Origin of the sequence: Paucibacter sp. TC2R-5, assembly GCF_025717605.1 — a bacterium.
Classification (GTDB): domain Bacteria; phylum Pseudomonadota; class Gammaproteobacteria; order Burkholderiales; family Burkholderiaceae_C; genus Paucibacter_A; species Paucibacter_A albus.
Window position 1 is genome coordinate 116,804 of record NZ_JAJIRQ010000002.1, and the last position, 12,964, is coordinate 129,767.

At 61.3% G+C, this 12,964-nt stretch carries 12 protein-coding genes; 10 read left to right on the forward strand and 2 right to left on the reverse strand.

Annotated features, from left to right (window positions below):
- The first annotated feature begins 57 nt into the window (after window positions 1–57).
- From LNV08_RS04215 to glcF, 7 genes are all read left to right on the forward strand, one after another.
- Window positions 58–561 (forward strand): TIGR02281 family clan AA aspartic protease, encoded by a 504-nt coding sequence (locus tag LNV08_RS04215; RefSeq protein WP_263532415.1) that lies wholly within the window; start codon window positions 58–60, stop codon window positions 559–561.
- The gene (locus LNV08_RS04220) at window positions 558–1,511 is read left to right on the forward strand and encodes a TraB/GumN family protein (RefSeq protein WP_263532416.1); all 954 of its coding nucleotides are present in this window, start codon (window positions 558–560) and stop codon (window positions 1,509–1,511) included. Before LNV08_RS04215 ends, LNV08_RS04220 begins: the two co-directional genes overlap by 4 nt.
- Before the next feature lie 74 nt (window positions 1,512–1,585).
- Window positions 1,586–2,350 (forward strand): PhaM family polyhydroxyalkanoate granule multifunctional regulatory protein, encoded by a 765-nt coding sequence (locus tag LNV08_RS04225; RefSeq protein ID WP_263532417.1) that lies wholly within the window; start codon window positions 1,586–1,588, stop codon window positions 2,348–2,350.
- Window positions 2,351–2,429: 79 nt separating this feature from the next.
- Window positions 2,430–3,929 carry an FAD-linked oxidase C-terminal domain-containing protein gene (locus LNV08_RS04230; RefSeq protein ID WP_263532418.1) on the forward strand — a complete coding sequence of 500 codons (1,500 nt, stop codon included), beginning with the start codon at window positions 2,430–2,432 and terminating at the stop codon, window positions 3,927–3,929.
- 3 nt (window positions 3,930–3,932) lie between these two features.
- Window positions 3,933–5,015, forward strand: a complete 1,083-nt coding sequence (gene glcE, locus LNV08_RS04235; protein WP_263532420.1) for a glycolate oxidase subunit GlcE — start codon at window positions 3,933–3,935, stop codon at window positions 5,013–5,015.
- Complete coding sequence (locus tag LNV08_RS04240; protein WP_263532421.1) at window positions 5,002–5,694, forward strand: class I SAM-dependent methyltransferase; 693 nt, start codon at window positions 5,002–5,004, stop codon at window positions 5,692–5,694. The genes glcE and LNV08_RS04240 overlap by 14 nt, the downstream gene beginning before the upstream one ends.
- Entirely contained in the window at window positions 5,694–6,950 is a 1,257-nt protein-coding gene (gene glcF / locus LNV08_RS04245; RefSeq protein ID WP_263532422.1) for a glycolate oxidase subunit GlcF, read from the forward strand. Before LNV08_RS04240 ends, glcF begins: the two co-directional genes overlap by 1 nt.
- A 201-nt stretch (window positions 6,951–7,151) precedes the next feature.
- On the opposite strand, the gene pssA is transcribed toward glcF, so the two are convergent.
- On the reverse strand, window positions 7,152–7,769 hold the full coding sequence (gene pssA / locus LNV08_RS04250; protein WP_263532423.1) for a CDP-diacylglycerol--serine O-phosphatidyltransferase: 618 nt from the start codon (window positions 7,767–7,769) through the stop codon (window positions 7,152–7,154).
- Window positions 7,770–7,843: 74 nt separating this feature from the next.
- Entirely contained in the window at window positions 7,844–8,683 is an 840-nt protein-coding gene (locus tag LNV08_RS04255; RefSeq protein WP_263532424.1) for a Crp/Fnr family transcriptional regulator, read from the reverse strand.
- A 371-nt stretch (window positions 8,684–9,054) separates the two neighbouring features.
- Between LNV08_RS04255 and LNV08_RS04260 the strand changes: the two genes are divergently transcribed.
- The 3 genes from LNV08_RS04260 to LNV08_RS04270 all read left to right on the forward strand — a co-directional run bounded on the left by LNV08_RS04260 (window position 9,055) and on the right by LNV08_RS04270 (window position 12,751).
- Window positions 9,055–10,674 carry a PAS domain S-box protein gene (locus LNV08_RS04260; protein WP_263532425.1) on the forward strand — a complete coding sequence of 540 codons (1,620 nt, stop codon included), beginning with the start codon at window positions 9,055–9,057 and terminating at the stop codon, window positions 10,672–10,674.
- Window positions 10,671–11,351 carry a response regulator gene (locus LNV08_RS04265; RefSeq protein ID WP_263532426.1) on the forward strand — a complete coding sequence of 227 codons (681 nt, stop codon included), beginning with the start codon at window positions 10,671–10,673 and terminating at the stop codon, window positions 11,349–11,351. Before LNV08_RS04260 ends, LNV08_RS04265 begins: the two co-directional genes overlap by 4 nt.
- 566 nt (window positions 11,352–11,917) lie before the next feature.
- Window positions 11,918–12,751 (forward strand): PEP-CTERM sorting domain-containing protein, encoded by an 834-nt coding sequence (locus LNV08_RS04270; protein WP_263532427.1) that lies wholly within the window; start codon window positions 11,918–11,920, stop codon window positions 12,749–12,751.
- Window positions 12,752–12,964: the final 213 nt, after the last annotated feature.

The window sequence follows — 12,964 nt, forward strand, 5'->3', positions numbered from 1 at the left end:
GGAGCAAATTCCGGCTTCAGTTCATGGCAAGCCAATGTGGTGTTGCACACTAAGGCCATGAACAAAGAATTGCCACAAGGCTTGAAACTGCTGACGATCTGGCTGCTGATCCTGCTCGTGGTCTTCATGGGCTTCAAGGCCTGGGAGCATCAGCGCGCGCAGAGCCTCATCACCGTTGACGGCGGCGCCATCACCCTCAAACGCGGCCCGGACGGCCATTTCCATTGGCCGGGCCTGGTCAACGGCGTCGCAGTGGAGTTTTTGGTCGATACCGGCGCCACCAGCACCGCCCTGCCCCAGGCTTTGGCGGAGCAAGCCGGTTTGGTGGCCGAAGCCGACGTCAGCTCGCACACGGCCGCCGGCCTGGCGCGAGGCTACCGGGCGCGCGCCGACATCGCCTTGAAAGGCGGCGTTCAGGCCGAGCGCCTGGCGGTGACCGTATTGCCGGCCTTGGGCGCGCCGCTGCTGGGCATGGACATCTTGTCCAAGCTTGATTTCAAGCAGCAAGACGGTGCTTTGCATATCCAGCGTAGCCCGCATCTTCGGGCCGGGCGCCCATGAGCTGGCTGAGACTCGCCTGCACCCTGCTTCTCGGCTTGTCGCTTGGCGGCCCAGCTTTCGCAGCTGCGGCTTGCCCGCCGGCGCCAACGCAAGCCAGCCCCGAGCAATCCGCGGCCTGGGGCCGGCAGGCGCAGGACCGCGGCCTGCTTTACCGCATCAGCCGGGACGGCCGGGACTCTTTTGTTTACGGCACCATGCATATAGGCCGGCCGGAATGGGCCTATCCGGGGCCCAAGCTGCTGGCGACGCTGAAGCGCGTGGATGTCTTGGCGCTTGAACTGGACCTCAGCGATGCGGCCACGCTACAGGTCTTGAGCCGACCGCCCGCGCATGCGCCGGACCTCAAGCTCCCGCCCGCGCTGCGCAAACGGCTCGACGCGCAGGCCCGCTTGGCCTGCTTGCCCGCCGGCGCCTTGGACGGCCAGCATCCGTTGATGGAACTGAGTACTTACACGGTGTTGGCCGCGCGCTGGGATGGCCTTGACCCCAGTTTCGGGCAAGAGCTGCTGCTGAGCCTGTGGGCGCGCGAGCAAGGCCTGCCCATCATTGGGCTTGAAGATGCGGCCAGCCAGCAGCGGGCCCTGATTCCCGGCGATGCGAAACTGGCCTTGCTCAGCCTGCAAAAAGGCTTGAACCAGCTTGAGCAAGGTCGTGTGCGCCCCCTGATGAAGCGGCTGGCCCAGGCTTGGGCACAGGGCGATCTGGCGACGATGCAGGACTACGCTCGCTGGTGTGACTGCATCGAAGACGCACAGGACCGGGCCGATTTCATACGGCTCAATGATGAGCGCAACCCGACGCTGGCCGCCGGCATAGAGGCGAAGCACGCCCAGGGGAAGTCGGTGCTGGCGGCGGTGGGTGCCCTGCATCTGAGCGGACAAGCGTCGCTGCTGAAGCAGTTGCGCCAACGCGGCTTTGTTGTTGAGCAACTGCACCCCGGCCCGCGCTGACAAGAACTGCAGCACGCCGCGCCAAGTTGGGGCAAACTTGGCCGCGAACAACAACATCGCTTCACGGAGACCCCATGGCCGACAACAGCTTCAGCAAATTCGTTCCAGGTTTTGACTTTCTGCAAGGGCTGGTCAAGGGCGCCGGCGCCGCCATGCCCGGCGTCGGCCAATGGGTCGCACCGACCCTGAACCCCGAGGAGTTGGGCAAGCGCATTGATGAATTGCGCACCGTGCAATTCTGGCTGGAGCAAAACGCTCGCATGCTGGGCGCAACGATCCAAGCGCTGGAAGTCCAAAAGATGACGCTGGCGACCCTGAAGTCCATGAATGTGCCGCTAGAGCAATTGAGCGAAGCCTTGCAAGCGCCGGCTGCCACCTTGGTGAACCCACTCGCAGCGGCTTGGCCGGGCTTGACGCCGGAGGTGAAGACGCCCGCCGCTCCTCAAGCAGCGCCCCCCGTCGCACCTCCCGTCGCACCTCCCGCAGCAGCTGCCGCGCCAGCCGCCGCAGACGCTACGGGCGCAGAAAAACCTCTCGTGCCCCCCATCGTTGACCCCCTGCAATGGTGGGGCGCTCTGAGCCAGCAGTTCACGCAGTTGGCGGCCAGCGCCATGAAGGACGGCGCCAGCGACAGTGCCAAGAATCTGGCCGGCAATATCGTCAAGCAGTCTCTCGACGTCGCCGGCGACACCTTGCGCAAGGCCGGTGCCATGCCGGGCGCCGTGGCGGAGCAAATGGCCAAAACCTTGGTTCCCACAGCTTCGACCAAGGCGGCCGCCAAAGCTGCGACGCCTCCCGCGACTCCCAAGCCGACCCCGGCCCGCAAACGCAAGCTCTGAGCCCATTTGCCTGTTGCTGACATTCAGCGGGCAGCAAGCAAGGCTGCGCTACAGTGTTTCGCAGCCCAGGAGACCTTGCTTGATTGCAGCAGACCCCAACACCAGTGACCCCGCCCAGCGTGCCCAGCTCCAAGCGCGGGTGGTGCAGGCCTTGGCGGACGAACTGCCCGCTCATGCACTGCTCTGGCACGGCGAAGACACCACGCCCTATGAATGCGACGGGCTGAGCGCCTACCGCCAGCGCCCCTTGGTGGTGGCGTTGCCGGAGACGCAGGCGCAGGTCGCCGCCGTCTTGCGCACCTGCCATGCACTGCAAGTGCCCGTCGTGGCGCGCGGCGCCGGGACGGGCTTGTCGGGCGGCGCGATGCCACATGCTTTGGGCGTGACGCTGGGCCTGGCGAAGTTCAAACAGATCATCCAGATCAACCCACTCGCGCGCACCGCGACCGTGCAATGCGGCGTGCGCAACTTGGCCATTTCCGAGGCCGCCGCGCACCACGGCCTCTACTACGCGCCCGACCCGAGCAGCCAGATTGCCTGCACCATAGGCGGTAATGTGGCCGAGAACTCAGGCGGCGTACATTGCCTCAAATACGGCCTCACCTTGCATAACGTCTTACGTGTGCGCGGTTTCACGATGGACGGCGAGGCGGTCGAATTCGGCTCCGAAGCACTGGATGCAGCCGGACTGGACTTGCTCAGCCTGATCGTCGGCAGCGAAGGCATGTTGGCCGTCATCACCGAAGTGACGGTCAAATTGATCCCCAAGCCCAGCTTGGCCCGCTGCGTGATGGCCAGCTTCGATGATGTGCGCAAGGCGGGCCTGGGCGTCGCCAACATCATTGCCGCCGGCATCATTCCGGCCGGGCTGGAGATGATGGACAAGGCGATGACGGCCGCCGTGGAAGACTTTGTCCATGCCGGCTACGACCTCAGCGCAGCGGCGATTTTGCTGTGCGAAAGCGACGGCACGCCCGAAGAAGTGGCCGAGGAGATCGCGCAGATGCAAGCGGTTTTGATGGCCAGCGGCGCCAGCCATTGCGAAGTCAGTGCCGATGAAGCTCAGCGGCTGAAATTCTGGAGCGGCCGCAAGAACGCGTTCCCGGCCTCGGGCCGGATCAGCCCGGACTATATGTGCATGGACTCGACCATACCGCGTAAAAACCTGGCCGACATCTTGTTGGCGATTCAGGAGATGGAGAAGAAGTACCAGCTGCGCTGCGCCAATGTCTTCCACGCCGGCGACGGCAACCTGCACCCGCTGATCATGTTTGACGCCAAAGACCCGGATCAGATGCGGCGCTGCGAGGAATTTGGCGCCGAGATTCTGGAGACCAGCGTCGCCATGGGCGGCACGGTGACGGGTGAGCATGGTGTCGGCATTGAGAAGCTGAACTCGATGTGCGTGCAATTCTCTGCCGCCGAGTTGGCGCAAATGCATGCCGTCAAACTGGCCTTTGATCCGCAAGGCCTGCTCAACCCCGGCAAGGTGATCCCGACCCTGCATCGCTGCGCCGAATACGGGCGCATGCATGTCAGCCGCGGCCTGCTGGCGCACCCTGATTTGCCGAGGTTCTGATTGATGCTCAAGCAACTGCAGGACCGAATCCAAGCCGCCAGCGCCAGCAACACAGCATTGGAAATACGCGGCCACGGCAGCAAGGCCTTTTACGGCCAGACCCCAAAAGGCGAGTTGCTTGATATGTCGGGCTACGTCGGCATCAGCAGTTATGAGCCGAGCGAGCTGGTCGTCAGCGTCAAGGCGGGTACGTCGATTGTCGAGTTGGAGCGGGTCTTGGCCGAGCAGGGCCAGTATCTGGCCTTTGAGCCTCCACGCTTTGGCGGACAAGGCCGGGGCACCGTGGGCGGCATGGTGGCCACGGGCCTGAGCGGCCCGGCCCGGGCCAGCATGGGCGCCCTGCGTGAGCATGTCTTGGGCGTGACCATGTTGAATGGTCGGGGCGAGGCCATGAGCTTCGGCGGCACGGTAATCAAGAACGTCGCCGGTTATGACCTTTCGCGCTTGATGGCCGGCTCCATGGGCATTCTGGGTTTGTTGCTGGAGGTCTCGCTGAAAGTGCTGCCCTTTCCCACGGCCAGGGCGACCTTGCGTTTCGAGCTGAGCCAGGAGCAGGCCTTGAATCAGCTCAATCGCTGGGGCGGTCAGCCCCTGCCCATCAATGCCAGTGCCTGGTGGGATGGCGCGCTGGTGCTGCGCCTGGCCGGGGCACGGGCGGCGGTGCAGGCGGCCTGCGCAAGCCTAGGGGGCGATTTGATTGAGGACGAGCTGGCCACGCCGTTTTGGACCGGTTTGCGCGACCACAGCGATGAATACTTTGTAGGCGCGGCGCGCGCGGTCGAAGGCGGCGCCAAGCTGTGGCGGCTGTCACTTCCGCAAACGGCGCCTGCCTTGACCCTGCACGGCGAGCAACTGCTCGAATGGGGCGGGGCGCAACGCTGGGTCGCAACGCCGATGGCGGCTGACGCTGTGCGCGAGGCGGCAGCCAAGGCCGGCGGTCACGCCACGCTGATGCGCGGCGCCGATAAGCGCTGCGGTGTCTTCGCACCTTTGTCGGCGCCGCTGCTGCGCATTCATCGCGAGTTGAAGAAATCGTTCGACCCGCAAGGTATTTTCAATCCGGGCAGGCTTTATGGCGAGCTCTGAAATCAGTGCTGAACGTTCGACGACCGAGCAGATGCCGCGTTACTACGCGCAGCGTGCTCGCGAGTACGAGCAGGTCTTCGACCGCCCGCATCGGCAGGCTGATATCACCACCCTGAAGCGCTGGCTGGGTGAGCAGTTCAGAGCACGCCATGTGCTGGAGGTGGCCACCGGCACCGGCTTTTGGCTGCCCGCCGCAACGGCAGGCGCTTTGAGCTGGCAAGGCACCGACATCAATGCCGAGGTGCTGGAAGTCGCCAAGTCCAAGCCACTCGACTTTGACAAGGTGAGTTTTCGCTTGGCCGACGCCTACGCGCTCGACCTGGTGCCCGCCGGCCATGCTTCGCCCTTTGATGCCGCTTTCGCTGGATTGTGGTTTTCGCATGTACCGATGCTGCGCAGAGCTGGCTGGTTAGCTCAGCTGCATGCGCAACTGGCACCGGGGGCCTTGGTGGTTTTGATGGACAACCGCTTCGTGGCGGGCGACAGCACGCCGATTGCACGAGTCGATGCCGAGGGCAATGGCTACCAAGTTCGCAGCCTCAGCGATGGCAGCCAGCATGAGGTGATGAAGAACTTCCCTACGCTTGAGCAAATGCAGGCCTTGTTGGCCCCGCAGGCGCAGGACATCGAGTGGCAGGAGCTCGATTATTTCTGGACCCTCAAGTACCGGCTGCGCTGATGCAAACCCAACTCGCCCCCGAATTCCAAGGCACGCCCGAAGGGGCTGAGGCCGAGGCCATCCTGAGCCGCTGTGTGCATTGCGGCTTTTGCACCGCCACCTGCCCCACCTACCAACTGCTGGGCGACGAGTTGGATGGGCCGCGCGGGCGCATCTATTTGATCAAGCAAGTCTTGGAAGGTGCGGCGCCGACACGCAGCACGCAACTGCATCTGGACCGCTGCCTGACTTGCCGTAACTGCGAAACCACATGCCCGTCGGGCGTGCAGTATGCCCAACTCCTGGAGATCGGGCGCGGCATCGTCGAGGCCAAGGTGGCGCGGCCCAAGCAAGAACAGGCGGTGCGTTGGCTGTTGAAGGAGGGGCTGACCTCGCCGGCCTTCAAGCCCGCAATGAAGCTGGGGCAGCTCGTGCGGCCGCTGCTGCCGACTCGCTTGAAGGACAAGGTGCCCGCCCCCAGCAGCGCCCGGGCGCACGACTGGCCGACCCGCGTCCACGCGCGCAAGGTTGGCCTGCTGCTGGGCTGCGTACAGCCCAGCATGGCGCCCAATATCAACAGCGCCACTGCCCGCGTGCTGGACGCAGCAGGCATCCAAACTTTGGTGGCCGAGAGCGCCGGCTGCTGCGGCGCCATTCGCAGCCATCTGAACGACCATGCGGGCGGCCTGGCCGATATGCGGCGCAATATCGATGCCTGGTGGCCGCTGGTCGAAGGGATGACCGAGGCCGGCAAGATCGAAGCGCTGGTGATGAACGCCTCAGGCTGCGGTGTGACTGTCAAAGAATACGGTCACGCCTTGCGCGACGACCCCGATTACGCCGTCAAGGCGGCCAAGATCAGCGCCCTCACGCGCGACCTGAGTGAGTTGCTGCCAGACTTGCTGCCCGCACTGAAGCCGCTGCTGAAAGGCAAAGCACCGCACAAATTGGCCTATCACCCTCCTTGTACCTTGCAGCATGGTCAGCAACTTCGAGGCGGCGTCGAGGCAGGCCTGCGCGAGCTGGGTTTTGAGGTCCAGTTGGCCAGCTGTGACAGCCACCTTTGCTGCGGCTCTGCAGGCACTTATTCGGTCTTGCAAGCCAAGCTGTCCAAGCAACTCCGAGATCAAAAGCTGCAAGCACTCGCGCCCTTGCATGCCCAAACCATCGTCTCGGGCAATATTGGCTGCATTCAACATCTGCAAAGCGGCACAACGACGCCGGTACGGCATTGGGTCGAAGTGCTGGATCAAGCACTGAGCGAAGCCCCGCAATAGCTCGTGCGTATACCGCACAAGCAAGGGCAAATACTAAGACCACTGTAGAACCAAATTCCCATAATTGGGCACAAATACAGGAGGGGGAAGCCAACGAGGGCCCCAAGCCAGCCAGTCCAGGCCAAGCCGGACCAGCCAGCCAAAGCGATCAGCCCGGATGCCGTGAACGGTATCCGGGCTTTTCTTTTTGTGCCTGCCGGCTCAGAACTTGGGAACGCGAATTCGGCTGACCATCAAGGAGCCGGAGACAGCGTAGAGCAAGACCAAAGGGTGCAAGTAGAACCCGGCGATTTCAAGCCTACCCAGCCACAGCTGATCGCCGATCGCCCCAAGAGCCGCCGCGATCCACATCACGATCACCAGCACCAGAGACGTTGGTATTGGGGTGCCCTCAAAGTACTTGACCTTGTCGCCCCCCTCGCTGAGAGCTTCCGCCGTGACGTTGAAGCGCGCCAGCCGAGACACCCCGCAGGCAACAAAGAAGACCAGCACGATCCGGTCAAACAGACCCTGCATGCCGCAGGCATAGGCAATCGCGGCGGGCGCCACGCCAAAGGAGATAACGTCGGCCAAGGAATCCAACTCGCGGCCCATGGTCGACGACTGCTGGCGCCAGCGCGCCACGCTGCCGTCCAGCACATCGAACACAAAGGCCAATGGGATCAAGGCGCAGGCGTAGTAGATATGTTTGACATCGCCCGTCTGCAAGAACGTCATCACCGAAAACAGCGCCCCCATGCCAGCAAACGAGTTCGCCAAGGTGAACCAGTCGGCGAGGTGGAACTCGCGGATCATGGAGAAGGGTTTGGGTTTATTCATAGGCGCAGCATAAACCAGCCCGTCAAGACCCCGCGCGCGACGCTCCCCCGCCCCGGGCAATGCTCAAGATCCCTTTAGGCACCGGCGCTTGCGCGGATACGAGCCGCTGATTTACCCACTGGAAACGAGGCCTGCCCTGCGTCTTTCGACAATGCTTTCAAGGCTGCAAGTGCCTCGGACTCTCGACCCATTGCGCCCGCTGTACCCACCTCATCTGCCTTGCTGACCCGGCATCTGGCCTGATTCATCAAGTCCTCACTGGAGCCTCGCGTGCTGCGCGCGAACTCGATCAAGGCGGGAAGGTAGAGGATCTCGACTTCGCGATTTCTGACCTGCAGATAGCCTAGATCTGCCAAGGCCGTGAAAGACCGGCTAACGGTTTCATGCGCGACACCGAGATGGCTGGCGATGTCACGACGGCACATACGCAACAACAAACGGCGAGGCGACTGACCACGCGCCTGCATGCGCGCCGACAAGTTCAATAAAAACCGCGCCAAGCGCACTTCGGCGGCGACGGCCGCCATCACATCCGTCACTTCGCCATGCCGCGTCAACTGCCTGCTGACGGCAAGATGCAACATACGGTCAAAAGCCGGTGTGGCCTGACCCAGGGCAAAAAGCTCATGCAAAGGGACTACGCAAACGCGCGAGTCCTCCAGGGCTAGCGCTTCGGTTGGATGACTGTGTGTGCACAGTGCGTCGTAACCGAGCAACTCCGCAGCGCCGACAAAGCACAGCACTTGCTCGTAGCCATCCTCGGCGGTACGGAACACCTTGAACGAGCCCATGCTGACGAAGTAGATCGCATCGGCCACGCAAGACTGTCGAAAGAGTGTTGCGCCGGCCTTCACCGCACGGCTAGCCACCGGGACACGGTCACTTGCGGGGCTGGTCTCTGCGCGGGGGTCCATCAACAAAAGCAAGTCCGACAGTGTATGCAGAGCTGGTGCGTTAGCTCGCGAACCTGCGGTCCACGCCGCTCGAGTGGACTGCAGCACTGTTGCTCCAAAACCTAGTTCCATGGTTAGCCTCCTCAGCTGTCCTAATACCGGATTCACGATGACCGAAGCATGCGCGGATTGGCCGGCCCTTTCCATCGGCGCTCCGGCAGACTATTTGTCGGAACAAGCCCAGGGGTCGCAACGCTTTCCGGGTCAAATTAGAGAAAATTCCTACGCCAAGGAGTAGGACAGTTGCCGCTAAGATGGATTGAGGCGAGCCAGGCCGCAAGGCGGCCTTGGTTGATCGCCACTTGCAGCCGGATGATCAATAAGTTGCCCCCATGAACGAGATCAAATCCCCACGGCCCCTGCGGAAGAAGCGCCTCGGCAAGGTCAAAGCTTGCGACTCACTGAGCAGCAAGCTTGATCAGGTCGACGCGAACCGAAGCGCCGTACATGCTGCCTGCGAGGGCATCATCAGCGTCAACGCCAAGCAACAAATCGTCATGGTCAATCCGGCGGCGGTGCAAATGTTTGGCTTTGCTGAGGCCCAGGTGATTGGCCAGGACTTGCAGATGCTGATACCTCCGGAGCAACGCGCCCATCATGCCGAGATGGTCCGGGCTTTTTTACTCTCGGATCAAAGCGAACAGGCCGTCACGGATCAAGACGGACTGCTGGGCTTACGCGCCAATGGAGATGTGTTTCCCATTTCGCTGATCCTCTCCAAGAGCCATTCGATGGTCGAGCGCGGCCAAGCCAAACCCCTGTTCACCGCCTTGGTGCGCGACCTGAGCGTGGAGCAAGGGCTCCGATCAGAGTTGGCAGGAATTAAAAATCAGTTCCGACGGCTTTTTGAGTTAGCCCCGGTGGCCATGCTCATCACTGAGGAGGAAATCATCGTCTTCGCCAATCGAAGCTGCCTCGGTCTGCTGGGCGCAAAAAGTTTGGACCAAGTGATTGGCAAGCCGGTCTATCACCTGATCCACTCGGACTCGCACGCCGTCATGAATCAGCAGATCAAGCGTGCGGTTGGCGTTGCGGCGGGCAGTTTGTGCACGATGACAGAGAAGGTGACGCGCATGGACGGCAGCCATCGCCTGGTCGAGATCGCGATCGCCACCATGCCCGGCCTGGAAAAATCGACCGTGCAAATGGTACTCAGCGATGTCACTCTTCAGGAACAAGAAAGCCTGGAGTTGCAACAGTCCCGTCATGAGCTGCGCCGCTTATCTGCGAGCTTGATCGACGCGCGCGAGGAAGAGCGCCGACGCATAGCGCGCGAGCTGCATGACGAACTGGGGCAACGCTTGAGCGCGTTGAAAATGGACCTCTCCGAAGTCGGGGCCGAACTGCACGGCCGAGCCAGCCAGACGCGTGTGGTCAGCATGCTGGATATGCTGGATGCGACCATGGCCTCGGTCCGGCATATTGCCGCTGATCTGCGCCCTTTGATGCTCGATGACCTTGGGCTTTACGCCGCCATCGAATGGCTGGCCCGCGAGTTTGAACGTCGCATGGGCTTGAAAGTGACCGTTCGCCTCGGCCACGATGAACCACAGATGGATCCCCGCACTTCCACCGCGCTGTATCGCATGGTTCAGGAGTCCCTCACCAATGTGGCGCGCCATGCGCACGCCACCACCGTAGAAATAGACCTCGGGGTTGAGGGTAAAGAGTTGGTGCTCACCGTGCAGGACAACGGCGTCGGATTCGCGGCCAAGGCTTTGCGCAAGGAAGGCTCTTTTGGCTTGCTGGGTATGCGGGAGCGTGCGCTGCTGCTGGAGGGGCAGATGCAGGCCGACAACACCTTGTTCGGCGGGCGCATCCGAGTGCGCTTGCCGCTACCGCGTCAATTGCCACGCAGCCAGCTCCAAATGCCGACCATGCCCTGGGAACAACAAGCCGAGGAGCAACCCGCTTTCGCTGCCAATGCTGACGCCTCCAAGGAGATGCTATGACCGCAATCCGCACTGAGGGCAGTTTGCATATGCTGCTGGTAGATGACCATTCGATCGTGCGCGAAGGCGTGCGCCGGATCTTGCAAGCGCATAACGCTCAGTGGCTGATCGATGAAGCCGGATCGGGATTTGACGCCTTGGATTTCTTGCGAACGCGCCCCTCTGATCTTGTGATCGCTGATCTGTCGATGCCGGGGCTGAACGGCGTCGATTTGATCCAACGCGTTCGCGCGCAGCGCCCCGCCATTCGCATTCTGGTGCTGAGCATGCATGCGGAGGAGCAATACGCGATGCGCTCCTTCAAGGCCGGCGCGAACGGCTATCTGACCAAGGACAGTGCTGCCAAGGAGTTGTTGGCGGCCGTCAACAAGCTGCTCAGCGGCGGCTCATATGTCAGTGCGGCGCTGGCAGAGAAAGTGGTGCAGCAGCTCAACGGCGGCGCGGCCATGGCCAGCCACGCCAAGCTCTCCAACCGCGAGCTGGAAGTGTTACGCCGTTTGGTGGACGGGCACCGCCTGACGGACATTGCCGAGCAATTGCATCTGTCGATCAAAACCGTCAGCACCCACAAGACTCGCATTCAAGAAAAGCTCCAACTCCCCAACCTCGCGGCGATTGTTCGTTACGGCATAGAGAACCAGTTGGGTGAACAAGCCAGCGCCTCGCTGGCAGGGTAAGCGAGCGCAGCGTAGCCGCCTGAGCGCGAAGCGGCAGCAGGCTGCGCCCCCCTTCAGGCTTGGGATGAAGCCCTGAAACAGGCACGCGTGCAAGTCTGCGCCCCGCCAACGCATGAATTTGCAGCCCGATCGGCCTGCTGCACTTGCCCATCCATCCAGCACCGACGCGCTGTTCTGGTTCCACCGCCTTGTTCGGCCACCGATATTCCGGCTCAGGCCCGCGCATTGCCGTGACTGCGTAAAACTAGCCGCTGCCCCATACCGCTGCAGCGGCTGCCTTGTAAATCCCCCACTTGAATTGTCAGCCGGCCTGAAAAATGTTCGGCGCTTGCGTGCGCTCAATTTTTTTATCTCTTGAAACGGTCTACTGACGTCAGGAGATCAAACGGTGCGGCCCAAATCACGAAAGCAATTGACTCTTGCTCAGTGACCACGGTCATATTCAGTTTATCAAGCCGGAGGCTCCTGATTGAGGTACGCATGTCATGACGCCCAGAGGCACTTAAAAATAATTGGTGCCGACAGGTTTATTTTTCTCATCAATCAATTTAACTTAGGGAAACATCATGAAATTCAAACTCTTGGCTACGGCCGCTTTGTTCGCCTCCACCATCGGCATGGCGAATGCAACCGTGGCGATCAGCAGCGCCGGTGGCGATTTGAAGGCTTGGGTAGACAACGCTGGCAACTTTGACAATACCGCACCAGGCATGCTGCAGTACAAGGGCAAGGAGTACATCAAGTGGGGAGTTGAGAGCAGCTGGTATTGGTTCGATGAATCGGGCAACTCCCACGTCGCCAATTTTGGCTCTAACCCACTCGGCGGCACTACCTACGCCGTTGGCCCAGGTGCAGCTGCGACCACCATCGCAAGCGCCGGCTGGACCTTTAGCCAAGTCATCCATGCTGTCGCTGAAAACAAGTTGGCAGTGACATTGAATCTCACCAACAACACCGGCGCCGATGCAACAAAAGCAGCTTGGACGATTGGTTTTGACCCCGACCAAGGCCAGCCAAGCAATGGCCCCAAAACTCGCAATACAGTCTTGGACGTGGGTGCCAAATCGTCCGTCAGCGCTTGGGCTGGCGGTTATGGCGTGACTTTGCAAAACGACACCAGCGCAGCAGCATTCTCGATCTTCCCCTATATCAACATGGGTGATTGCTGCACTCCAGTAAATCCTCACACCGCTATTGCTGCCAATCAGACTATCGGCACATCCTCCTTCGCTGATGATTCCATCAATCTCGCCTATGACTTGGGCAACATCAAGGCAGGACAAACTGTCAGCATTGGTTACTCCTATGTTATGGCCGTGCCAGAACCACAAACCTATGCCTTGATGCTGGCTGGCTTGGGTGCAATCGGCTGGCTGTCGGCTCGCCGTCGCCGCAGCTGATTGAAAGACAAATCCTTGGGGGGGTTTGAAAAGGTGCTCAGGCACCTTTTTTTATTTTATTTTTTGGCTGCGCAAGCATTTGCGCCCCGAAGAGTTATTGATGATGGATTCATCATCAATAACTCTCTCCATGCGCGAAAATCCAAATCCCAGCTCAAATCTCGAAGAGCAGCGCGACTCAAAAAAATCTCCACGCCATATTGCGACTGATTT